The following is a 26,036-nucleotide window of genomic DNA, read 5'->3' as shown; positions in this document are numbered from 1 at the left end:
GTGAATGTAATCGTTTATGTCAGAGCGCTCTAAACATCAATAAAAGACCCGTATTGTATAGGGCAGGAGTCAAAAACAAAATGTAATGGCACAAATGAATGTGTTGAACTTACTTTCAGGCGGAGCATGGTAGAAATACTAACGTAGTCAGGTATCCTTTTAGAATAGCTGCTTACGTATGAGGTATTTTAGTGGTAATTTCCGGGTATATAAATATACTTTCGTTTTTTCGTTTGCGTGATAGAGGTAGTCTTTTTATTTACGCAAACGTTCCCGGACTTAATTAAGCTGTGTGGAATATTTTGCTTTATAATCGAGGGGCGATAAACCGGTGATCTTTTTAAATACTTCGCGGAATGCTTTATCGTCTGAATAGCCTACATCATTCATGACCTCAAAAACTGTTTTGCGGCCACCTTCCAACGCTCTTTTGGCGGCTTCTACTTTTACCCGTTGTAAATATTCAACAGGCGTATTGCCGGTGGCTTTTATAAAGCGCCGGTCGAAATTACGTCTGCTGATGGCCAGTTTGGAAGCCAGCTCTTCAAACGAGACCTTTTCACCCAGATTTTGTTCAATAAAGGTTTGCGCCTGGTTAATGAGGTCGTCGCCATGATTTTTCTGGATCTGAAAGATCAGGAATGGCGATTGCGATGACCTTTCAATATCTATCTGAAATATTTTGGAACAGTAAATAGCCGTTGCGCGGTCAAAATATTTTTCAACCAGGAACAGCACCAGGTTTAAAAAGGAGAAGGCGCCCCCATTGGTATAAATGCCCGGTTCAGATGAGATCAGTTTGTCGATATGCAGTTCAATATTGGGAAATAACCGTTTGAAATCGCTGGCAACGCTCCAATGGGTTGAACAGGTTTTGCCTTCGAGCAGGCCGGTTGCGGCTATTAAAAAAGCGCCTGAACAAATGCTCGCAATTTCAGCACCGTTCCTGTATTGATCGCTGATCCAGTCAATAAGTGGTTTGTTTTTGGCCAGTATGCTGTCGAACCCGGTATTGGCCAGGGAAGGGATGAGCACGAGATCGGCTTTTTTTATTTGACCAAGCGGTGCAGGATGGATCGAAAAAAGTCCGGCGTCGAGGTTGAGCTCCGGTTCAAACCCTGCTACCTGCACTTCCATCTTCGATCTGTTGCCGATCCTTTGCCAGTAGGCATTGGCCCGGGTAAGGATCTCATAGGAACCTGCTACGCTGCTCAGGTTTACGTATTCATTCGGAACAACGATGATCACCTGCATCATGCTTTCAATTTTGCCTAAAGTTACAGTATTAGTTTGTCCAGATCAACCTGCAAGTCGTCTATTTTACATTTGAATTTACCGGCAAAAGCAAAAAGGCGCCGTTTTAACAGCGCCTTTTTAATGGTGTGGATCTCAACAACGATCTTCTATTTCTGTGAATGAACGGTTTGTATACTTCCGTCAGCATTATATTTCAGCTCAGTCACCTTTACATTGCGTAAATGTGTTTTGCCCGATAGCTGAATATCGTGATAGAACAAATACCACTTGCCATCTTTTTCAATAATGGAATGGTGGTTGGTCCAGCCTTCTACAGGCGCCAGTAACAGTCCTTTGTAGGTAAATGGTCCGTACGGACTATCGCCTATAGCGTAATTTATATTATGGGTATCGCCGGTTGAATACGAGAAATAGTATTTGCCATTGTATTTGTGCATCCACGATGCTTCGAAAAAACGTTTGTCATTGTCTTTTTCTTTATACAGCTTTCCGGTGCTGTCAATGATCTTTATTTCCTTTACCGGTTCTGCAAAGCTTTTCATATCTGCGCTCAGTTTGGCAACCCGTGGCAGAATGGCCAGCTCAGCTGGTTTGCGCAATTGTGCGGCACTGTCGTATTTGTTGTTGTTCCATCTTTGCAACTGACCGCCCCAGATGCCGCCGAAATACATATAATAAGAACCATTGTCATCTTTAAAAACACAGGGGTCGATGCTGTAGCTGCCTTTGATCGGTTCTTTTTCTGCCTTGAACGGGCCTTCCGGTGTTTTGGAAGTGGCAACGCCTATATGGAACACGTCTTTTTTATCTTTCACCGGAAAATACAGGTAATAAGTGCCATTGGCAAATGCCGCATCGGGCGCCCATAACTGACGGCCGGCCCAGGGAATATCTTTTATATGCAATGCCACGCCATGATCGGTTACTTTACCGCCAACCGAATCCATGGAAAGGATATGGTAATCCATCATGTTAAAATGGTCGCCATTGTCGTTCTCTGGCGTACCGGTTGCAGTATCGTGCGAAGGATAAACGTAAATGCGCCCGTTAAAAACATGGGCCGATGGATCGGCTGTATAAATATGTGTAACCAGCGGCTGGTTTACATATTTGTTATCGGCAGTACTGGTTTTTACCTGGCTTGAATCGTTGGTGGGTGGTGTTTTGCTGGTATCGGCTTCATTACAACTGCCGATGGCAGCTATGGCCGTCGCCAATAAAATAACATTTCGTTTCATGTGATATTTTTTATTTTCTTTTTGGCCATCCCGAAAGCTTTCGGGACAGGCTATGGAATTCGTAATAAAATTTTCATCGCTGTTGACAGTAAGTTACTCGAAAATTTTTATTGCTCATTTCATATGTTCTTTTTCGTTATGGTTGTTTATTTTGATATGATAGTAAGCTGAGCCGGTGTTAATCCATTCGCAGTTGCTTTTATAATGATAGTGCCTCGTTGCCCCACTTTGGTACGAACGATCGCCAGGGCCAGTCCGCTGAACGCTTTTCGTTCTTTTGAAGCAAACGATACCAGGCTGGCTGCATCACCGTTATCCGTTGCTACAATTTCGCCGGGGCCGGTAATGTCAAAGGTAATTACATCAGCGGCTTCAGGCACTAAAGTGCCATTGGCATCCAACACTTTTACGGTAACAAACGACAGATCGTTGCCATTGGCTTTGATGAGTTTTCTATCGGCCGTTAATTGCAGTCTGGCTGCGGCGCCTGCGGTCCTTACCGTATCTGCGGCCCAGCGTTGGCCGTTCCTGTAAGTAACTACTCGCAATACACCGGGTTCGTACAAAACACTGTCCCATTTGATCCGGTATTCGTAGGGGCCTTTCTTTTTCCGGCCCAATGACCGCTCATTCAAAAACAGTTCGGCTTCATCACCCGAAGTGAATACATGTACCGGTGTTATTTTGCCGGTACGCCCGGGCCAGGTCCAATGAGGCAGCAAATGCGCCAAGGGTAATTCGGGTCGCCAGCGGGACTGATACAGAAAGAAACGGTCTTTTTTAAAACCGGCCAGGTCTATAATGCCCGAATAAGAGCTGCGTGCTGAATAGTAAGGGGTTGGTTCGCCCAGGTAATCCCAACCCGACCACACAAATTCACCCGCTACATAAGGATGTTTATCCTGCGACAGGAATACTTTATCGGGCGAAGCGCCAAACGCAGCCGTGTACAGTTCATAGGCGCTAACATATTTGTTTTGGGGATCACCGCCGGTGCTGTCGCTGACCGGTGCGCTGATGCCATTGTATACCGGGAAGATATAAGTGCCACGCGAACTCAGCGCCGAAGCGGTTTCGCTGCTCACAATGAGTTTATTGGGGAATTTGGCATGAAAGGCCGGGTACAGGGGTGATGTTCTGATGCCTTTGAGGGGTGCATAGGCTGGTGCATCCCGTATCCCTTCACCCTGATAATTCAGGCTCAGCACATCCATTACTGCCGGAAATGGCATGTCGGGTTTGGCGTAATTCATGGATGCAGTGGCCGGGCGGGTGCTGTCTTCTTCATGCACAATAGCAATCAGTTTTTTGGCAACGGCAGCGCCGGTATCGCCGGTATATTGTTCACCCACTTCATTGCCAAAACTCCAGGCAATGATGGAAGGATGATTGCGGTCGCGCCGCATAAAGGAGCGGGTATCGGCTTCGTACCAGTCTTTAAAGATCAGGTGAAAATCGTGCGGTGTTTTTTTTCTTTCCCAGCTATCGAATATTTCATCGATCACCAGGAAGCCCATGCTGTCGGTAAGCGCCAGTAATTCAGGCGCCGGCGGGTTGTGCGACAGGCGAATGGCATTACAACCCAGCTCGCGCAACATTTCCAGTTGCCGTTCTGCAGCCCGGGTATTAAAGGCGGCGCCCAATGCGCCGAGGTCGTGGTGCTGGTTAACACCCTGAATACGTATAGGCTTGCCATTTACCTGTAACCCTTTCTCCGCATCAAATTGCAGGGAGCGGATGCCGAAACGGGTTTCGTATTCATCAATAAGTTGCCCCTTTATATACAAACGGGTAACGGCCACATACATATAGGGTTTTTGTGCAGGCGGTGGTCCCCACAATAAGGGGTTCTTTATAGTAACTGAACTGGTAATGGGTTGTTTTATTCCTGGTTTTACCCGCAATGTGGCATGCGGAAAGCCAGCCAGCTTATTGCCTGTTCTTTGAAGGCTGGCATTGAGTGCAAACACTTCGGTGATCACTTCAACCGGTTGCTCCGTTGTCCCTGTATTTTCTATATTAAGTGTGAGATCAACCGTTGCTGAGGCGGTTGAAATTGTTGGCATGTGAATAAAGGTGCCCCATTGCGCTACATGTACCGGCGCTACTTTTGTCAACCATACATTGCGGTACAAACCACCACCAGGATACCAGCGGGCCGAATTGGCCGGGTTATCGAGCCGGATGGCGAGTTGATTATCGCCGCCGGGAGTAATATAGGGCGTAAGATCGAGGCGGAAAGAATTATAGCCATAGGGCCAGCCGCCCACCAGGTTGCCATTGAGCCAAACCATGGCGTACGACATGGCGCCATCGATGTCGAGGTAAATGCGTTTATCCTTATCGGTAGCCGGAATGTTCAGCTTCCGGCGGTACCAGGCCACGCCGGGGCTGGGCAAACGGCCCATGCCACCGCCTACAGCGGCTGGTTCGCCTTCATAAAAAGGTCCCCTGATAGCCCAGTCGTGCGGCAGCGTAACGGATTCCCAGCCGGCATCATTGAAATTTTTTTGTACGAAGGGAAAATCGCTGCCGGGGTTTCCATTGGGCCGCTGGTGCTTTTTTGCGGCGTCGTTGATGAAATCATTGGCCGTGGGAAGGATCCAGTTCTTTAAAACGTTGTTGACATTGCCAACCGTTACCGCTTCGGTGGGTTTTGAATCGGCCACTACATTGTCGTTGCGGTCGGTGATCTCGGGGCGGATGTCGTATATAAGATTATCAGGGTTGGAAGTGTATTTCATAAACTTCCAGCCATCGTTAATAGAAATGCGTTCCCTCAATTGTTTTCCCTGGCTGTGGCCAGCCAATGTCACACATATAAACAAAAGTACAGGTAAGCAGGTCCTGGCAGCCATAAAACGCATGTGCACTGTTTTTCAATAATGAATCGTTTCAAAATAAAAAACTTAGGAGGAACATGGATCCCTCCTTAGCAGTTACATAAATATATAGCCCGGGAGCCGTATCGCAAGGCTCAAAACACGTTATTGAACATTAGGGCTTGGAATTTGTCATTTTGGTTTTATTTTTTGGTTCCGCTAATGCGGGGCTGTTGCGGGGGATTTAATTATAACCCGGGTTTTGTTCCAGCCTGGCGCCGTTATTTCTTTCAAATTCTGAAAACGGTATCGGCCACAGGTTGCAAATTTGTGTCGGTTACCGGGTACCAGATTCCAGTTACCGGGACTGAAAACATAAGCAGTCCGATAATTGGCGGAGATTTCAAAATTCACGGCCTGGTAACCGGAAACAGGCAGCTGGTACCCGGTAACACTAAAGTAATGCCGCAGTAAACTAAAGTGGTTAATTTTGGTAATACATAAGAATAAAACCAACCAAATTATGCAACCACAGCAGTCTACGAATGGCGCTTTATCTGGTATATTCAAAGAAGAGATCAACATACCGGAAGCTTACCGGATCACAGAAATTCATCAACGCGAGTATTTGTTGAACGGAGCCCTGGTGCCCTGGGAGGGCGATGTCACCAATATTTATTCGCCTGTATGCATACCTACCCCAAACGGCCCCGAAAAGAAACTGTTGGGCAGTATACCCAATACAACACCCAAAGAAACCCTGGCAGCACTCGATGCCGCAGTAGCGGCTTATGATAACGGCCTGGGCGAATGGCCAACCATGCCGGTGGAAGCACGCATCAACTGTATGCAAAAGTTCGTATACTTAATGATACAACAAAGGGAGCTCGTGATCAAATTGCTGATGTGGGAAATTGGGAAAACACTGGCAGATGCCACCAAGGAGTTTGACCGCACCGTGGAGTACATCAATTTTACGATAGACGCTTTGAAAGACCTTGACCGGGAGTCATCCCGTTTCCAGGAAGCTGAAGGCACTATGGCCCAGATAAGAAGAGCGCCACTGGGCGTTGTATTGAGTATGGGACCATTCAATTATCCGTTGAACGAAATATTCACTACGCTTATTCCAGCCCTTATAATGGGTAATACCATTCTTTTTAAGTTACCCAAACACGGTGTGCTGGCGCACTACCCCCTCCTGAATGCATTTAAAGAAGCTTTTCCAAAAGGCACCGTAAATACTTTATATGGCAAAGGGGCTGAGATCATTTCGCCCATTATGGAAAGTGGCAAGGTAAATGTGCTGGCGTTCATTGGTTCGAGTAAAGTGGCTAATGGACTTAAAAAATTGCACCCTAAAGTAAATCGTTTACGCGCCATCCTGAGCCTTGATGCAAAGAACGCTGCCATTGTTACCAAAAATGCCAATATTGATGTAGCAGTAAGCGAATGTATTCTCGGCGCGCTTTCCTTTAATGGGCAACGTTGCACCGCCTTGAAACTGATCTTTGTGCAAAAAGAAGTGGCGGCTGAATTCACTGAAAAACTATCTGCTGCGGTATCTGCATTGAAACCCGGCTTACCCTGGGAGAATGGGGTAAAAATAACGCCCCTGCCCGAGGATAATAAACCAGCTTATTTGAAAGCGTGCATAGAAGATGCTGTTTCAAAAGGCGCCAGGGTGATGAATGAGAACGGGGGTTACCAGGAAGCTTCCTTTGTATTTCCTGCAGTGGTATACCCCGTCAATACCGAAATGAGATTGTATCATGAAGAACAATTCGGGCCTATCGTTCCGGTTGTGCCATTTGAAACTATAGATGAACCGGTAACGTACCAGGTAAATGCATCGCATGGCATGCAGGTAAGTATTTTTAGTGAAGACCCAACCGAAGTGGCAAAATTGATCGACTCTTTTGTAAATCTTGTGAGCCGCGTAAATATTAACTGCCAGGCACAGCGCAGTCCGGATGTTTTTCCGTTCACCGGAAGAAAAGACAGCGCCGAAGGAACGCTTTCAGTCTTCGATGCGCTTCGTTCTTTTTCTATACGGTCGTTGGTAGCTGCTAAAAAAACAGAATCGAATAAAAAGTTATTTAATACTATTGTGCGCGATCATGAGTCTAATTTTTTGAGTACCGATTATATTTTCTAGGAAATAGCAAAGCGTATAAAACGAATGAACCCGCTCAAAAGGCGGGTTTGTTTTTTTATAAACAATTAATAATTGCATAACGGTTTTTTGAGCAATACTAAATTTATAGCAACCAACTTTGCAATCATTGAAAAATTGAACCTGCGCTAAAACTCTCTCAACACCCGCTACGAACACTTGCCACACCAGAAACCATTGCAACCTTATTCCTGAATTGCATTGACAATCCACGGCATTATAAAATGCGGATGCAGCCCCTTGCCGTTTAAAAAGACTGTTCACCAAGTATGATGTAAGACGTAAGAAGTAAGAAGAGGTTTATTATTATGGCCTCGCCATTGATCTCAAATCTGTATTTCCTACTTCTTACCTCTTACTTCTTACTTCATTTTCTTATATCAGAGAATATTCAATCACTCAAAAAAGATTCATTACATAAATAAAAACCATGGGAAAGCGAACTCAACACAGGCAATTTAAACCGGCTTACAGAAGTATCTTCAGGCACCTTTGGTGGTGGACTTTACTTTTCTGTATGGTGGCAGCTGCACCGGTACAGGCGCAAAGCGGCAAAGTTACCGGTACCGTCACCGATGAAAAAGGGCAACCCCTGGCGGCAGTAAGCGTGCAGGATAAAAAGAGCGGCAAAACAGTGGTTACGGGCGAGAACGGCTCGTTTAGTATTGACGTCCCCGCCAACAGCACGCTGGTAATTACCTATACTGGTTTTGCAAAGCAGGAATTGGTGTTGTCGGGTAAAACAACGGTTGATATCCGGTTAAAGGAAGATGTAAAGACCCTCGAAGAAGTTTCTGTGGGTTATCAAAAACTCAGAAAAAGCGATGTTACCGGCTCCGTAGCCAGTGTAAAGTCGGGCGAGCTGAACCTCTCGACACCCACGCTGAGCCAGGCGCTGGTAGGTAAAGTGGCCGGTGTACAGGTATCGCAGGTGAGCGGCGCGCCTTATTCCGGCGCCAGGATCAGGGTGCGGGGAGTAGGTTCCATCAATGCCAGCTCTGAACCATTATATGTAATTGACGGCTATCCCGTAGGCGGTAACGTTAGCAGCGGACAGGGTAATGGCGGCAATTCTACCAACGGCTATTCACCCTCTACAGCAGGTAATGATGTCTTTATTAATCCCGATGATATTGAATCAATAGAAATTTTGAAAGACGCGGCTTCTGCAGCAATCTATGGTTCGCGCGCCTCGGGTGGGGTAGTGCTCATCACCACCAAAAGAGGAAAATCGGGCAAGGGAAAACTTACTTACGATTTCCAGTTGAGCAGTCAGCAGCTGGCCAAAAAAGTAAAGCTGTTGAACAGCACCCAGTTTGTTGATCTGTTTGTTGACGGCCGTAATGCCAATTACAAAGACATTCTGGTGGCCAAAGGCATTACCTGGAATGATGCTTTTTATAGTGACGACAATGCCACCCGCCTGGCCAAATCAGGACAAACGGCTACCAACTGTTCTGTTTGTATCATTAAAGACCTTTACGATTTTACGTCACAAACAAAACTGGCGCCCAAATACAATACCGACTGGCAGGATGTACTGTACGATAATGCCACGGTAACCAGGCACAACCTTACTTTCACCGGTGGCAATGAAAAAGTGCGTTACCTCGTAAGCGGCGGCTACCTCGATCAACCGGGAATTTTAAACAGCACCTTCCAGCAACGGATCAACTTCAGGACGAATGTTGATGCGGAAGTGTCGCCTAAATTAAAGATCTCTTCCAGCGTATTTGTAACCAATACCAACAATCGCGAGGTGCAGGAAGGCCGTTTTAACCAGGGGCCCATTTTAGGAGCATTGGTGTATATGCCCATATTCCCCGCTTATAACCCAGATGGCAGTTTGGCCCTGTCCTATGCAAATGCCGGCGCCCAGTTCGATGGCTATACGTATGCATTCCAGGGTATCGAGAATCCGTTGGCCCTGGCGCAACGGGTAAATATTACCCGCAAGGGGGTACGCACCACGGCTACAGCCAGCGCCACCTATGAGATCATAAAAGACCTTTCCTTTAAGTTGAACCTGGGCGGGCAGGCATACCGGGAGAAATATGAATATTATTATCCCACCAATTTAAGTAGTGGCATCAATCCGCCCGGTTCTTCCCAGGCTATCCTGGCGGCGAATGCGGCAGCGCAAACGACAGATATCCAGGACAGGCTGGCAGAGTACACGCTGAATTATCATAAGCAATTGGGTAAACACCGCTTCGATGTATTGGGCGGGTATACGGCACAGCAAACCACTACTGATATTATAGCGGTAACGGCAAAGAATTTCACCAACGACCTGGTGCCTGAAATTACCGCAGGAGGCAGCACCCCCGGTGATTTTGCCCTGCAATTACCCAATTCAACCAATAATGCTACCAATCTGAGCTTTGTAAGCAATACCGGTAAAACCACCACCACGCTGGTTTCTTATTTAGCCCGGGTGGTATACAGTTTTGACACCCGGTATAGCATAACCGGTTCATTCCGTACCGATGCCTCTTCGCGATTTGGACCACAGAACCGTTGGGGTAAATTTGGTTCGGTATCGGCCGGCTGGGCGGTTTCGAATGAGAAGTTCTATGATAACTGGCTGGGTGCTCAATCTACGCTGCGGCTGCGCGCCAGCTGGGGCCTCACCGGTAACAATAACATTCCTAATTACCGGTATGAACAGGATGTTACCGGTTCGGGCGGTGTTGTTTATGGCAATACGGTATACAATGGTTCCTGGAGTGGCGGCATCATTGATCCCAAACTCGGCTGGGAGTCTACCTCGCAATATAATTTCGGGGTTGATGTAACTACCCTGTATAACCGGTTGTCGGTTATTGCCAACTACTACCTCAGTAAATCGTACAACCTGCTGTATAATGGAAATACATCGGCCATTTCAGGCGGTAACTATGTGCTTACCAACCTGCGCAACTCGAACATCCGTAACACCGGTATCGATCTGCAGGTAGATTATAAAGCGGTTCAAACAAAAGATTTCAACCTGAGTGTGAGTGGCAACATAATGGCCAACAGGAATAAAGTGATCAGTCTGGGTGGCGCCAGTGAAGTACAAACCAATGGCGCTGAAAGAAGCTATATTACCCACGTTACCCGCGAGGGCGACCCGGTAGGTTCTTTTTATGGACTGAAAGTAGGCGGTATGGTACGCCAAAGCGATATGGACAATGTAAATGCCGACCTGGCCGTATACAAAGCCAATGGCAATAAATTCCCCGACGGGTATAAATTAAAAGCATTCCCTGTTTCTACTTATTCAACCACCCCTTTGAATCCCGGCGATCTGTACTTCAGGGATAAAAATGGCGATGGATTGATCACCGATGCAGATAAGGACGTTATTGGTACGCCGTACCCGAAATTTACCTATGGTTTTAATATCACCATGAACTATAAGTTTATTGATCTCAGCGCCTCTTTCAATGGCTCAAAAGGTAACAATATTATAGACGGACAGGATTACTATATCCGGAATATGGAAGGCTCGGGCAACCAGTATGCGGTGATCGATCAACGGTACCGCAGCGAAGCGCAACCCGGTAATGGCCATGAGTACCGCAGTTCGCGCGGTGGTACGCAAAGCAACAGCACCCGTTTATCTGATTACTATTTACAGGATGGTTCCTTTTTCCGGTGCACCAATATCACCATTGGCGTAAATCTGAATACATTGGGCGTTACCAAAAAACTCGGTCTCGGCAGCCTGCGCTGGTATGCATCGGTCGACAATGCGTTCACTGTAACTAAATACCTGGGGTATAATCCTGAAGTTGATTTCAACAATGGGTCGAACCTTACGCCGGGAGTTGATTATGGTAAATACCCGCTGGTGCGTTCTTTCAATACCGGAATTTCGGTTCAATTCTAAAACAATAAAGATCAAAAGATATATATGCGTAATCTGATTATAATAATAAGTGCACTGGTGCTATCGGGGATCACCAGTTGTAAAAAATCTTTCCTGGAGCAAACAAACCCCAATGCGGTGCGGGTTGATGTTGGGTATACAACAGAAGCCAATATCACCACCGGTTTAAATGGCGTGTATCAGTCGCTCCGTAGTGCCAACTGTATTGGCGAAGGCGCGCAATTGTGGACAGATGACCGCGCCGATGATGTGAACACCACCGATAACCAGAGTAACAATGGCGAACCCTTTCAATTCTCCGCCTTTTCACTGGTGCCCGGTAACAGTTACCTATACACTCACTGGACAGCCCTGTATACGCCCATTGCCAGGGCGAATATTATTTTGGCGGCTATCGATACGGTGACCTTTGCCAGCAGTGCTACCAAAACCCAATTCATTGCCGAGCTGAAGTTCATCAGGGCCCTGATGTATTTTCACCTGGTGCGGGAGTTTGGCGATGTGCCCGTGTCAACAGAAAAGTTAACGACTGTTGAACAAACAAATGCCCTCACTTTCCGGGTTAAGCGCGAAAAAGTGTATGAGCAAATCGTGGCTGACCTCAGGGATGTAGTGAGCAGTAATTTACCGGCGGTGCAATCAACGGCCAATAAAGGCCGGGTATCGTTACAGGCCGCCAATGGCTTATTAGGACAGGTATATTTAACCATGGCAACCACCCTGGCCGATAACAAGGCAGATAATTTGAACAATGCGAAAACCTATCTGCTGGCCTGTTACAATAAGAGAACGTTTACGAACCTGAGCGATATTCCTTTTGCAGATGTATTTGATGTGAACAAAAAATCGACCAACCCCGAAATTATTCTCCAGATCGTTTACAAACAGGGCGATGCCACGTATTCATCCTCACTGGCCCGCACCAACCAGGCGGTGGGTGAAACCATTAATTCCAAATTCAAGTCGCAAACAGCCGGCGGTTTGTTTACCAAAGACCTGCTGAATGAATTTGAAACAGGCGATGTACGTACCAGTTTCTCTGTAAAATTTGCTACAGGCACCAACGGGTATTTCATTACCAAGTTTCGCGATGCCAGCGATGCAGCCGGCACCAATGGGTATGGCGGTAACGACTGGATATTGATGCGCTATGCAGATATTATCTTAAACCTGGCAGAAGTTTACCTATACCAGAACGATAATGTGAATGCCATCAAATACCTGAACATGGTGCGCACCCGGGCGCTGCGTCCTGATTATGCCACCATGATGCTCGATGCTTCCTATGCGGCAAAATACCCAACACTTAAGCTGGCTATTTTGCATGAAAGAAGAATAGAGCTGGCATTTGAGCACCATCGCTGGCACGATTTAACCAGGTTCTTTACAGCCAGTGAGCTGGTTGATTATTTCCATAAGAAGAACCAGGCCGATTACGATAATTCACCATTGACCAATATCACTACCAAGGATTATTATTTCCCCATTCCTTTAAGCGAATACAAATTGAACCCGGAGACGATGTATCAGAATGATGGGTATTAAATAGGTGCCAGTTGCCTGTTACCAGTTGCCAGGTTTTGAATTTCGAAGTGTGCGCCTATTATCAGGCAGCCTTTGTTTTTTGCCCGGTAACTGGTAACTGGTAACTGGTAACCGGTTGCCGTTTGGTGGCCGGGAATTTTTATTTATAACGGCGGATTTATAGTCATTATCGGGCTTCCTGAAGGGAAGGAACACCCTGTACTATCAAAAGCAATTGACGGGGTGTGTAAAATAAGCGAAACGCCAGTGGATTAAAAGACTATAGAAATTTGTAAAAAGGCGCATTTTCCACTTCGGGAATGCGCCTTAATTATATACTTTACAATTTTCAGCGTAAGAGTTGACAGGTTTACACAAAATCGGGTCAACAGGTCGCCCTTTTTGGAAAGGGCCACCCCAAAGTTGCTAAGGACGCCGCATATGTTGCGAACGATGGGGCATAAGTAATGAACGATGGGGAACTTGTTGTAAACTATGGGGACACATGTTGCAGACTGTGGGGCACAAGTTACGAACGATGGGGCGCGTGTTGTAAACTATGGGGACACATGTTGCAAACAGTGGGGCACAAGTTGCGAACGATGGGGCGCTTGTTCGCAACTTCTTGTGGAAAGTTCAAAAGATCATCTGGAAAGTTGCGAAGATTAAATGGAAAGTTTCAAAGATAGTCTGGAAAGTTTAAAACGTTGGGGTCAAAGTTGCGAACATTGGGGAACAAGTTGCGAACTAACGTCATAAAAAAATCAACTTCTATCGAGTAATTGGCAACCTTTTCGTCATTGTTAAAAAGTAATGCGCCATAAAAACGAAGCAATACTCCTCTATTGCAATTCCTGTCTCTAATTAACAAACGGCCAGGATCATAATCAGGAGCAAGACAACAAAATTATTAACTATTGTTTACTGGCAGCCACCTGCCGGCCGTAAAAGAAAAGTCCCATCCCGGCTAAGCCGGAACGGGACCTTTCAAATGGGGTTGTCTAATTTTACTTCCAACCGCCGCCAAGGCCTCTGTAAACATTGATCACAGCGCCCAGCTGCTGTTGTTTGGTTTCAATCAATTCGAGCTTTGCCTCTAACGCATCCCGCTGCGTCATCAGCACTTCCAGATAATCGGCTCTTGCGTTCTTGAACAAATCATTCGAAATATCGATCGACCGGGTCAATGCATCTACCTGCTTTGTCTTCAGGTCATAATTATTTTGCAAATTGCTGATATTCGCTAATTGTGTTGATACTTCCAGGTAGGCATTCAGGATAGTACGCTCATAATTATACATCGCCTGCAACTGCCGCGCATTGGCATTATTGAACTCGGCCTTGATCGCATTCCGGTTGATCAACGGCCCCGCCAGGTCACCCGCCAGCGAATACAGGATAGACTCCGGCATCCGGAATAAATACGTTGGGTTGAACGCCTGTAAGCCTACCGCTGCTGAAATGCCTAATGAGGGGAAGAATTCGGCCCGCGCCACTTTTACATCCAGCTTCGCAGCTGCTAACTCCAATTCAGCCTGTTTTATATCGGGCCGGTTGGTCAGCAATTGCGATGGTATGCCGGTGCTTACTGTTGGCGGCACCAATGCCAGGAAATTACTCTGATCGCGCACAATCGGTTGCGGGAACCGGCCCAGCAAAAAGTTGATGCGGTTCTCCGTTTCCTTTATCTTCTGCAGGATCTCAAACTCCAGGCTTTGTGATTTCAACACCTCTGCTTCAAATTTCTGCACCGCCAGTTCGGTTACCCGCGCTGCTTCCTTTTGAATTTTTACAATGCCAAGGGCGTTCTTCTGCAGCTCAATGTTTTGCCGCACAATTGCCAGCTGGTTATCCTGCGCCAGCAATTCATAATAAGAATTCGCGATCTCGGCAACGAGATTGGTGAGCACAAAGTTTTTACCTTCTACTGTTGCCAGATACCGGGTAACGGCCGCTTTTTTTGCATTGTGCAGCTTGTGCCAGATATCTATTTCCCAGGTAGCAAAAAGCGATGCACTGAAATCGCCCAACGGGTCGGGCATTTCTTTGCCCGGTTTTATTTCTGTTGTGGCATCACCGGCGCCCTGGCTGGTATACCGGCCCACTTTCTCAACGCCAACGCCTGCTTTGGCGCCCACCGTTGGCAGTAAGGGCTGCTGCCGGAACCGGATATCATTCTTTGCTATTTCCACTTCCTGCAACGTGATCATCAGCTCCTGGTTGTTCTTAAGCGCTGTATCGATCAGCGTCACCAGGTTTTTGTCGGTGAAAAATTGCTGCCAGGGGAGGTTCGACATATTAGTGGCAGTAACCTGATCATTACCAAAGGATACGGGCGTTGTTCTGTTTTCGTTCACCTGCACAATGGCCGGCGCCTTACAACCTGCTATAGCCAGTAGCAGGTATAACAGTCCAATGCTTCGTTGAATGGGGAGCTTAAACATTATGGTCAATTTCTTCTGTTAATGGATTTTCTTCCTCGTCTTTAACGAACTGTTTTTTCTCTGCTATTTTTCCGAATATATAATACAAACCAGGGATTATAAGCACCCCGAAGACCGTTCCGAAAAGCATACCGCCGGCTGCTGCCGTACCGATCGTTCTGTTACCCACCTTACCGGGTCCATGTGCTATACACAGCGGAATAAGACCGGCAATAAAGGCGAACGAGGTCATGAGGATAGGGCGGAACCGCACCCTGGCGCCTTCCATGGCCGCTTTTAATACACTGGCGCCCTGGCTGTGCCGTTGTACGGCAAACTCCACGATCAACACCGCGTTCTTACCCAGCAAACCGATCAACATTACCATTGCCACCTGTGCATAGATGTTGTTTTCGAGGCCCAGTGTCTTAATGAAAAAGAAGGCGCCGAAAATACCAGGAGGCAGGGACAGGATCACCGCTAACGGCAGAATAAAACTTTCATACTGGGCAGAGAGGATCAGGTAAACGAAGCCAAGACAGATCAGGAAGATATAAATGGCCTGGTTACCCTGCGACACCTCGTCTTTCGAAATACCGGCCCAGTCGATCCCAAATCCTCTGGGCAAGGTTTTTTGCGCCACCTCGGTAATAACCTTAATGGCTGTACCACTACTATAGCCGGGTGCGGCCGAACCGCTGATCTGCGAACAATTGTACATGTTATGCCTGTTATTCTCCGACAGGCCATACACTTTATCCATTTTCATGAATGCCGAGAAGGGCACCATCTCATCTTTATTATTCTTCACATACAGTTTCAGGATGTCTTCGGGCAGGGCGCGGTATTGCGGCGCTGCCTGTATGATCACCTTGTACTGACGGCCAAATTCAATAAAGCTGATCTCATAGTTACTTCCTACCAGGGTAGAAAGCGTGTTCATGGCATTATCGATGGTGATGCCTTTTTGCTGGGCAATGTCATTGTCAACACTCAACATATACTGAGGGAAGCTGGCGCTGAAAAAGCTGAAGACCGAGGTTAGCTCTTTACGCTTACTCAATTCTTTTACAAATTCATTGCTTACCTCTTCCATCTTTTTATTGCCATTTGTTCCTGATCTGTCGAGCAGGCGTAATTCGAAACCGCCTGCTGCGCCATAGCCGGGAACCGCTGGTGGCTGAAAGAACTCAATGTTAGCGCCCGAAATATCTTTTGATTTCTCTTCCAGCTCCTTTATGATCTCCTGTACAGAGTGCTTCCGGTCTTCCCAGCTTTTCAGGTTGATGAGGCACGATCCGGAATTGGATCCGGTACCTTCTGTAAGGATCTCATAACCCGCCATGGATGAAACGGACGATACGCCTTCAATGCCTTCGGCAATCTTCTGCAGCCTTTCAGCAATTTCATTTGTTCTTTCCAGTGATGATCCCGGCGGGGTTTGAATTACGGCATAGAACATACCCTGGTCTTCATTCGGGATAAAGCCCGAAGGAACACTTTTATTCAGGAACCAGGTTCCGGCACAGAAAGCGCCCAGTACCAGAAAGGTGACCAGCCTTCTGTTAACGATACCGCCCAGTATTTGCATATACTTGCCCTGACCGCGGTTGAACGTATTATTAAAGCCTGCCAGGAATTTATCTACGGGGTTTTTCTTTTTGGGCTTTCCATGATTATTCTTCAGGATCATGGCGCACAGCGCCGGTGTAAGCGTAAGCGCTACCACACCCGACAAAATGATCGCAGTTGCCATGGTGATGGAGAACTGCCGGTAAAAGATACCCACCGGGCCACTCATGAACGCCACCGGAATAAATACCGATGCCATCAGGAAGGTGATGGCAATGATGGCGCCACTGATCTCATGCATCGCTTTCTTCGTTGCCTTCATGGCCGAGAGATGTTCCTCTTCCATTTTGGCGTGCACCGCTTCAATTACCACAATGGCATCGTCGACCACCACACCGATCGCCATTACCAGGGCAAACAGCGTGATCAGGTTCAGCGTAATGCCGAAGAACTGCATGAATACGAATGTTCCGATCAATGAAACCGGTACGGCCATGGCCGGGATGAGGGTGGAGCGCCAGTCGCCCAGGAACAGGAATACCACAATACCTACCAGGATGAACGCCTCCACCAGGGTGTGCACTACTTTTTCAATAGAGGCATCCAGGAATTTGGAAACGTCATAACTGATCTCATAATCCATTCCTTTGGGGAATTGGTTGGCCTTGATCTCTTTCAGCTTCGCCTTCACGTTCTCGATAACCTGGCTGGCATTACTGCCGTACGACTGTTTCAATACGATGGCGGCTGAAGATTTTCCGTTCAGGGTAGAATAAATATCGTACATCGAGCTGCCGAACTCCACATCTGCCACGTCTTTCAGCCGAAGAAGCTCACCATCGGCACTGGACCTTAAAATAACATTTTCGTATTGCTCTTTCGTATGGAACCTTCCGGTATACTTCAGTACATATTCAAATGATTGCGACCTTTTACCCGAACTTTCACCGGTTTTACCGGGTGATGCTTCGAGGCTTTGCTCATCAAGTGCTTTCATCACTTCATCGGCCGAGATCTTGTACGCCAGCATGCGGTCGGGCTTTAACCAGATACGCATGGCATATTCGCGGTTACCAAGAATGTCGGCAAATCCAACCCCGTCAATCCGCTTTAATTCAGGCAGCAGGTTGATATCGGCAAAGTTGAAAAGGAATTTCTGGTCTGCGTTCGGATCGTTGCTGTACAGGTTGATGTACATAAGCATGTTCGATTCCTGACGGGAGATCTTTACCCCTTCGCGCACAACCAGCGGCGGCAGTTTATTCACCACCGACGCAACCCTGTTTTGAACGTTTAACGATGCCTGGTTAGGGTCGGTACCCAGGTTAAATACTACGTTTATTTCTGCTTCACCATCGTTACCCGCATTGGAGGCTATGTATTTCATGCCCGGAACGCCATTGATGGCCCTTTCGAGCGGAATGATCACCGATTTGATCATCAGATCACCGTTCGCGCCCGGATATTCTGCAATAACGTTAACCTTTGGTGGTGAAATGGATGGGAATTGTGTTACCGGTAAGCCCGTAATGGCCAGTACCCCCAGGAAAACGATGATAAGGGAGATAACTATAGATAGGACCGGTCTTTGTATAAACTTATTAAACATTGACTACACTTTAGATATTGAATAACTATTCTGCTTTCAACCGCAGGTGATGAATTACTTCTTCTGGTTTCTCAAATTCGAAGGCGATCTTATCGTCATCTTTTACTTTCTGAACACCTTCCAACAATATCTTATCATCTTCAGCCAAACCACTGGCCACTACATACAGGTCGGCCAACTCACCGGTTATGGTGATGTTCCTTGATTTCACAACATTGTTTTTATCTATTACAAAAACATACTTCTTGTCCTGTATTTCGTAAGTGGCTTTCTGCGGAATGATCAATGCCTGGTGAACGGGAACGGTCATGAGCACCTTACCCGTTTCGCCATGTTTCAATAACCGGTCGGGGTTGGGGAATTTTGCGCGGAAGGCAATATTGCCGGTCTCGTTATCGAACTCACTTTCAATTGTTTCAACTACACCGGAATATTTGAGCTTTTGGCCATTTGCCAGTAACAAATTCACCTTGTTGCCGGTGCCTTTACCATTAGCCTTATACTCGAGGTATTCGGGTTCGGAAACGTTGAAGTAAACGAACATCTCACTGTTGTCTGAGAGGCTGGTGAGCAGTTCGCCTTCATCGATAAGGCTGCCCAGTTTTTTGGGGATGCGGTCGATGGTGCCATCGAACGGGGCCCTGATATCGGTGAACGACAGGTGCAATTTTGCCAGCGCCATTTCGGCTTTTGCCTGATCGACCTTAGCCTGGGCAATGGCCTGTTCATTTTTTGAGACCACATTTTTTTCGGCCAAAGCAGATGTGTTCTGCAATTCTATTTCAGCGGCCTTGGCTTCGGCTTCTGCCTTCAGCAATTCCGCTTCATAAATTTTGGGCATGATCTTGAACAACAACTGTCCGGCCTTTACAAACTGGCCTTCATCGACATAAATGTTTTGAAGGAAACCTTTTTCCTGCGCCCTGATCTCGATGTTCCTGACAGACCTGATCTGCGAAACATAGTCCTTGGTAAAGGACGTATCCATTTTAACAGGGCTGGTAGCAATGTACTTACCAGTTTCTTCTTCTTTTTCTTCTTTGGTGGATTTACAACTTGTGGCGAATAACAATGCCAGCAAGCTGGTGGACAAAACAACTCTCTTCATGACTAATAAATGGTGTTGTGCAAATGGAGGCTTAAGATCCGGGGGTATTCGATAAAGGTCACCAGCATCCAGAGTTCAATCTGGGTAATTTCAAACTGAAGGGGATAATTGTAAAATATACATCCAACAGGTTAGCAATAGAAGGAACTCTTAAGGGTACCGGCGCAAAATTCCGGATCAAATCCTTAAAACCCTTTGCGTGATGTATTTGCTGGTTAAAAGTTTATAATATGGCCGCGTTGACTTAAAGCGGCTGTAATGATGTATTAATACAAATGAATCTGAAAAGTCGTAAAAATTACTTGCCGCTTTAAATTTCCTGGCCGATAAATTATTGGTATAATCCTCCTCAATTTCGGGAATGATGTAGGCGGCGCCATCAGCCGAAGTTTCCCTAACAACAGGATAACCCTGTTTTTTATCGGTGAATTTGGTAGCGCTTTTTTCGAAATGCAGCTCAGGCGGGTAGGCATTAGGATGACTACCTGTATACAGGTAGTTGTACCCGCCAAGCAGCAGATAACAAATGCACACGAAAAAAACGACTACTCTCATTCGGTTGCAAAACTAATAAATCTTTAAGAGGAACGAAATGGTGCCAACTCGAGCTCTTATGTAACAATCGACTATAATTGATTCATATCCAATGCATGAGACGTTTAATTCGGAAGCGTTATCGTTTTGTTATTCACTTGTTAATCACCAATGAAAAGGGCATATATCCTATTGCTAAAAACGTTCAGCAGGGAAATTGGTGAGTTATACCCGCTCAAGTTATCTATAGATTAATTATTAATTTGTTCAGCCCGGGTTAATTACCCGCTCCTGATGCCGGTTTATTAAGGATATCATCGTTATTCACGCCTTTCTTTTTCGAAACGTTCTCGGTGAGCTTACCAAAATTCCAGGTAAGTGACAATACACCGGCACGCCGGGGCCGTGTTATGGAATTCGTGTTGTAAAAGTTTTCGTCCTGGGTGATGTTTTTGAAGGCCCGGTCTTTTTCATAATAGTTCACCGCCCGCAATGAGATCAGGAGTTTGTCATTAAAGATCTTGTAGTTAAATGCCACATTGTGCCAGGGGTTGAAGGGGTAGGTAGTTTGAAGTGAACGCGGTTCCTGAAAAAAGCCAAAATAAGTGCTTACGGTGAATTTATCGGTGAATTTGTAACTGGTGTTGAAGTTAAAATTGCTGCCCAGCCCGCTGTTGGCTTGCGATGCATCGGCCTTATTGGTAACCTTGTTGTACCGGAGCGATCCGTTGGCGTATACATTCCATTTAGGTGTGATCTTCGTGCTGAAGTTAAAGCCCACGCTCCATTGATATTCTTTCCCGATGTTGAGGCTGGTGGTGGTGGTAATGCCGGTTTGCTGATCGAAGGAGGAATACCGCATGATCTTGTTACCGCTGTAACTTCCTTCGAGGTTGATGCCGGCAAAGGTATTGCCATTACCATACCGTAATTGGGTGGAAACCGCGTGCTGGGTTTGCGGCCCCAGATCAGGATTACCGGTTGTAATGTTCAGGGAATCATTATTGTTCACAAAGGGGTTGAGGTCCCAGATATAAGGCCGTTGCAATCTTTTTGTATAGGAAACCACCAGGGTGGTGAGTTTATTCAATTTGTTGGTGTATTGAACATTGGGCAGCAGGGTAGTGTAGTTGTTCCTTACAAATGTCTTTGAAACAATAAAATCGCCTTTCACATTGGTATATTCAACCCGGGCGCCGATCCGGAAGCTGGAATTTTTAAATTTAAAGCTGTACATGCTGTAAGCGCTAAGTACATCCTGGGCATATTTAAAATGATCGGTGTTGGCCGCATTGGGCTTAAATGCTTCCCCCGCATTATATTTAATAAGACTTTCATAATCGCTGCTGGCACGGCGTAATATGGCTTTCAATCCGCCTTCGATCTTCGTTGTTTTTGTAAGTGGAATAATATTATCGGCCTGGATGGTGTACTGGTCGTTGATGGCGTAACTGTTATTGTTCAGATAGCGGTCGGTACCGGGATTATCCTGAAAGCTGTTCAATTTGTTATCCTGTTTGCCGAACTCGCCCAGGAAACGCAGGCTGAATTCCCTTTCTTTATTATTCCTGAATTTTCTAATATAATCACTGCCCACATTCAACCCGGGATTATTACTTCTGTTATCAAGGTTGTAATAGCTCACGGTGGAAGGGGCGGCCGTAAAATCGGTTGTGATGGTTTGGTCGCTGATCGATTTGCTCGACCAGCTATCTGTATTCAGATAGGCGCTGATCGTATTCAGGCTATCCATTTCATAACTTAGTTCGGCATTGCCAAAGTTCCAGGTCTCACTGTACTTTTGTGCGCCATCCAGTGATCTTTTGGTATAAATGTTTTTCGAGGTGGGAATGGTAATATTGGTATTGTGCTGTAAGGTGGGGGCCTGCCAGCCTGCGTTCCCAAAAACGCTGAGCCCGAATTTGCCCAGCTTTGCGTTACCATTAATGGAGTAATTATTTATGTGGTCACTGGTTCTGTTAAAAGTTGAAATGGTACCATTATAACCGGCTACCTTTTTCCTGGTGATAATATTGATAAGTCCGCCGATGCCCTCGCCGTCGTATTTGGCGGAAGGAGTGGTGATCACTTCTATTTTTGAAATGAGCGTGCCGGGAAATCCGCGCAGCGCTTCCTTGATATTACGGGCGAACATGGCAGTTTCGCGGCCATTGAGCAATACCTTGAAGTTCTCTTTTCCGTTCACCTTAATATTATCGTCTCCATCTATTGTAATGAATGGCGTCTTTCGCAGAATATCGATGGCGGTCTCTGTTTTGTTGGCCGGATCATCTTCCACGTTCAACACGGTTTTATCATCCGACTGTTCTACCAACGGGCGCTTGCCTGTTACCACCACTTCTTTCAGGGTGCCTGATGATTTGGTTAAAAGGACCGGATCGACCTGGAGATTTTCCGTTGCTGTTGTAACTGTAATATTGACCTTTTTTTCGGCATAGCCGGTATGGGTGAAAGACAGCACATACTGACCTGTATCTGGTTTGTTGAGTTCAAACCGTCCCTGCTCATTCGTTAAAACAGTTTGCAGGGGTTTCGTATTATTTATTTTGAAAAGGCGTATGGTGGCGAAAGTTAGGGGTTTGCTGCTGTCGGATACGGATCCTGATAACTTTAAGTTAGTTTGTGCAAACAGGCGCCCGGGTATAATGCAAAGGGTTACGGGCAAAATGATCAAAAGGATCAAATTTTTCATGGCTGTTTAATTGCTGAAGGTTGGTTGGTATAATACGGCACAAGATTAACGAAAATGTTCGTAGATTTTGTATTTATGTGATGAGCGGCGTTTTTTTTATAACTTCAATATGCCTGTTTGTAACCTTTAGCGGCAACATTATATTTGTTTTATGGAATCATTAAATCTCCAGTTGTGGCAACAATTCGGCGCAGCCATCGACATGCTGGAAAATGCATTGACCGCCTGCCCCGGTAACCTGTGGCAGAACGACGCAAATTTTTGGTATCTGGGATTTCATACCCTGTTCTGGACAGATTATTACCTGAGCGATGAAACGCCCATGGAAAAAGACTTTATGCCGCCGGCCCCTTTTACAAAAACCGATTTCGAGGAGGACGGCATGCCCGAACGGATATACGAAAAACAGGAGTTGCTGGCCTATTGCCAGTATGTACGCGGAAAATTACGTGATCAACTTACGAGGTGTACGTTCGGTGAACTGTCAACAAAACGTTTTATAAGTGAATTCAAAGATTACAGCCTTTTCGAAATGCTTTTATACAACATGCGTCATGTACAACATCATACCGCACAGTTGAACCTGTTATTACGGCAAGGTACACATGAAGCGGCGCCCCGTTGGGTTAGCCAAACTGCGGCGCCATTTTAGATATTTTGAGATTTCGGAATTTTGATCCCGATTGCAATCGGGACCGAAATCTCTAAATCTCAAAATCAGAAAATAATTAAATAGCCCCCCTTTTTATATTAAATCCACCCCATTGCGGGTTTTTGCAGCTCTGTATTTTCATCGGGAAATTTTTTATTGTTTGTTTTAGCCAGATGGAACTTTCCATCCCGATTACATCGGGATGGACGTTTCATACAACTAATCACTTATTAAAATTAAACCTTGTATGAAAAACAGATTGCTTGTGCAACGCATATTTGCCTTATTATTCCTTGCGCCCGTATTGTTTTTGGGCAGTTGTAAAAAAAATGTAGAACCTGCCACAGACCCAACCACGGAAACTACCGGTACTACAAAAGCAGATCCCCTGGTAACTGCAAGAGTGCCCGCTTCAGAAACTTTACAAACCCTGGACAATGGCACCTTTCTTATTGTGAACCGCAAAAGCGGTATGGTGCTCGATGTGGCCTCAGCCGCAACAGCCAATGGCTCTAACGTATTACAATGGGGTGGAACCGGCGGCACCAACCAACGTTGGACGCTTACCCAACTTCCGGGCGGTTATTATTCCATCATCGGCGTACAAAGCGGCCGCGCACTGGAAGTATACCAGAGTGGCACAGCCGATGGCGACAATGTAAGTATCTTGGATTATTCCGGCGCCGATAACCAGCAATGGCAATTCATTGCCACCAGCGATGGGTATTACCGCATTGTTAACCGCAACAGCGGCAGGGACCTTGATGTGGCCGCACAATCTGAATCACCCGGCGCCAATGTAGCGCAATGGACTTACTGGGGCGGCGAAAACCAGCAATGGGGCCTGTTAAAAGTTACCCATAGCGGACAGCTAACCTGGACGCTCACCAGCACCGGTGTTCCCCCGGATGTGCAAACCCGTATTACCAATGCCATGAACGACGCCTGTGCCCGTTACAACGCACTCGCCGACTGGCCGGCCCGCACCCTTACGGTTGAATACAATACCGGTGTGGCCACTGCAGATGGAAGTACTACAGGCAATATCCGGTTTGGACCTACCGCCAGCTACCAGGCTGTGCGCACTGCCATGCATGAGATCGGCCATACGTATGGGGTAGGGCTTTCCTCAGGCTGGACAGCCAATATTTCGGGTGGTTTATTTGTGGGCACCACGGCAGTGGATGCCATTCACTCCTTCGACGGACCTAGCGCGGTGATCAATACCGGCGGCGGCCACTTCTGGCCATATGGATTGAATTACGATAATGAATGGTCAGAAGCCAACGCCTTCCGCCATGTGAAAATGATTTGGGCGATGCGCGCCGATGGAATGTGAGTTCCGGAGTGATAGCTGGATAATTTGTTAATGCAGAGGACATAGGGATACGAAGTAGGAGGTAAAACGTAGGAAGGGTCCTGACTTCCGGCCTCGCCCATAATCGCAAGTCCCAAAAACAGGCCTCTTCTTACTTCCTATTTCTTACTTCAATTTTACAATTCTTTTTTACATTTGAACATTTACTTTTATTGTCGGAAAAATTTTCCTGATAAACCTGGTTAAACACTAATCAAATGATAAAAAAACTGGTTATTCCCGTACTCCTCTTGTTGACAATCCACACCGACATCCATGCGCAGAAATTAGCCCCCTTACCCATGAACAACAAAGAATGGAGCGACCCCACCGAACCATTCCGCATTGCCGGCAATCTGTATTATGTGGGCACCTACGACCTGGGTTGTTACCTGATCGCAACGCCCAAAGGACATATTCTTATCAATACAGGCCTGGCCGAATCGGTACCCATGATCAAAAAGAACATCGAACAATTAGGGTTCAAATTTTCGGATATTAAAATATTACTTACAACGCAGGCGCATTTCGATCACGTAGCCGGCATGGCGGAGGTAAAGAAACTAACTAAAGCCAAAATGTGGATTGATGAAAAAGACGCCAAAGCGCTGGAAGATGGCAGTAACTCAGATTACTATTTTGGTGGCAAAGGCGCCCTGTACCTGCCGGTAAAAGCCGACAAATTATTAAAAGACCACGATACGATCAGTTTGGGTGGAACGAAGCTGGAGCTGTTGCACCACCCGGGGCATACAAAGGGTTCGTGCAGTTACCTGCTGACTGTGAAAGATGAAAAAAAGTCATATACCGTGCTTATTGCCAATATTCCCACCATTTTACCAGGTTCAAAAATGAGCGGCATGCCGGGCTATCCCGATATTAACAGGGATTTTGGCTATACACTGGACGCGATGAAAAATGTACAATTCGATCTGTGGGTGGCTTCCCACGCCAGTCAGTTCGGGTTACATAATAAGCGAAAAGATGGGGATGCCTATAACCCGGAAGTATTTGCCGATAGAAGTATGTATGATAAAACACTCGATGAACGAAAAGCGGATTACCTGAAATTGCAGAATAACTAATAGGGTGAGTCGTGCGCCAGCTGGCGAACGGCCCACCTTCAAAAAAGAGCCCCGGCATTACTACCGGGGCCTTTTTTTGAAGGTGTGTT

At 46.4% G+C, this 26,036-nt stretch carries 14 protein-coding genes; 6 read left to right on the top strand and 8 right to left on the bottom strand.

Annotated elements, in window-relative coordinates; translation table 11 throughout:
- Window positions 1-279: 279 nt before the first annotated feature.
- From A3860_RS36040 to galB, 3 genes are all read right to left on the bottom strand, one after another.
- Window positions 280-1,257, bottom strand: coding sequence for a GlxA family transcriptional regulator (locus A3860_RS36040; RefSeq protein WP_081155446.1), 978 nt, complete (start codon window positions 1,255-1,257; stop codon window positions 280-282).
- Window positions 1,258-1,403: 146 nt separating this feature from the next.
- Window positions 1,404-2,495: a glycoside hydrolase family 43 protein gene (locus A3860_RS36035; protein WP_081155445.1), complete on the bottom strand. Its 1,092-nt coding sequence runs from the start codon at window positions 2,493-2,495 to the stop codon at window positions 1,404-1,406.
- Window positions 2,496-2,641: 146 nt separating this feature from the next.
- The gene (gene galB / locus A3860_RS36030; protein WP_081155444.1) at window positions 2,642-5,362 is read right to left on the bottom strand and encodes a beta-galactosidase GalB; all 2,721 of its coding nucleotides are present in this window, start codon (window positions 5,360-5,362) and stop codon (window positions 2,642-2,644) included.
- A gap of 478 nt (window positions 5,363-5,840) precedes the next feature.
- Between galB and A3860_RS36020 the strand changes: the two genes are divergently transcribed.
- The 3 genes from A3860_RS36020 to A3860_RS36010 all read left to right on the top strand — a co-directional run bounded on the left by A3860_RS36020 (window position 5,841) and on the right by A3860_RS36010 (window position 12,915).
- Window positions 5,841-7,475, top strand: coding sequence for an NADP-dependent glyceraldehyde-3-phosphate dehydrogenase (locus A3860_RS36020; RefSeq protein ID WP_081155442.1), 1,635 nt, complete (start codon window positions 5,841-5,843; stop codon window positions 7,473-7,475).
- Between the two features lie 448 nt (window positions 7,476-7,923).
- Window positions 7,924-11,370, top strand: coding sequence for a SusC/RagA family TonB-linked outer membrane protein (locus tag A3860_RS36015; protein ID WP_081155441.1), 3,447 nt, complete (start codon window positions 7,924-7,926; stop codon window positions 11,368-11,370).
- A 24-nt stretch (window positions 11,371-11,394) separates the two neighbouring features.
- The gene (locus tag A3860_RS36010; RefSeq protein WP_081155440.1) at window positions 11,395-12,915 is read left to right on the top strand and encodes a RagB/SusD family nutrient uptake outer membrane protein; all 1,521 of its coding nucleotides are present in this window, start codon (window positions 11,395-11,397) and stop codon (window positions 12,913-12,915) included.
- A 986-nt stretch (window positions 12,916-13,901) separates the two neighbouring features.
- On the opposite strand, the gene A3860_RS36005 is transcribed toward A3860_RS36010, so the two are convergent.
- The 5 genes from A3860_RS36005 to A3860_RS35985 form a co-directional block, all read right to left on the bottom strand.
- Window positions 13,902-15,338, bottom strand: a complete 1,437-nt coding sequence (locus A3860_RS36005) for a TolC family protein (RefSeq protein ID WP_081155439.1) — start codon at window positions 15,336-15,338, stop codon at window positions 13,902-13,904.
- Window positions 15,331-18,498 carry an efflux RND transporter permease subunit gene (locus A3860_RS36000; RefSeq protein ID WP_081155438.1) on the bottom strand — a complete coding sequence of 1,056 codons (3,168 nt, stop codon included), beginning with the start codon at window positions 18,496-18,498 and terminating at the stop codon, window positions 15,331-15,333. The genes A3860_RS36005 and A3860_RS36000 overlap by 8 nt, the downstream gene beginning before the upstream one ends.
- Window positions 18,499-18,523: 25 nt before the next feature.
- On the bottom strand, window positions 18,524-19,606 hold the full coding sequence (locus A3860_RS35995; protein ID WP_081155437.1) for an efflux RND transporter periplasmic adaptor subunit: 1,083 nt from the start codon (window positions 19,604-19,606) through the stop codon (window positions 18,524-18,526).
- A gap of 177 nt (window positions 19,607-19,783) precedes the next feature.
- On the bottom strand, window positions 19,784-20,161 hold the full coding sequence (locus A3860_RS35990) for a hypothetical protein (protein ID WP_143774429.1): 378 nt from the start codon (window positions 20,159-20,161) through the stop codon (window positions 19,784-19,786).
- A 256-nt stretch (window positions 20,162-20,417) separates the two neighbouring features.
- Window positions 20,418-22,853, bottom strand: a complete 2,436-nt coding sequence (locus A3860_RS35985) for an outer membrane beta-barrel protein (protein ID WP_081155435.1) — start codon at window positions 22,851-22,853, stop codon at window positions 20,418-20,420.
- 151 nt (window positions 22,854-23,004) lie between these two features.
- Here A3860_RS35985 and A3860_RS35980 point away from each other — a divergent pair, with 151 nt between their 5' ends.
- The 3 genes from A3860_RS35980 (at window position 23,005) to bla (ending at window position 25,947) form a co-directional block, all read left to right on the top strand.
- Window positions 23,005-23,505, top strand: coding sequence for a DinB family protein (locus A3860_RS35980; RefSeq protein ID WP_081155434.1), 501 nt, complete (start codon window positions 23,005-23,007; stop codon window positions 23,503-23,505).
- Window positions 23,506-23,752: 247 nt separating this feature from the next.
- Window positions 23,753-24,844, top strand: coding sequence for an RICIN domain-containing protein (locus tag A3860_RS35975; RefSeq protein ID WP_081155433.1), 1,092 nt, complete (start codon window positions 23,753-23,755; stop codon window positions 24,842-24,844).
- A 239-nt stretch (window positions 24,845-25,083) separates the two neighbouring features.
- Window positions 25,084-25,947 (top strand): subclass B3 metallo-beta-lactamase, encoded by an 864-nt coding sequence (bla, locus tag A3860_RS35970; RefSeq protein WP_394334803.1) that lies wholly within the window; start codon window positions 25,084-25,086, stop codon window positions 25,945-25,947.
- Window positions 25,948-26,036 lie beyond the last annotated feature (89 nt).

It is taken from the genome of Niastella vici (genome assembly GCF_002077945.1).
In the GTDB taxonomy this organism is placed as follows: domain Bacteria; phylum Bacteroidota; class Bacteroidia; order Chitinophagales; family Chitinophagaceae; genus Niastella; species Niastella vici.
This window is presented reverse-complemented; position numbering and strand designations above follow the sequence as displayed.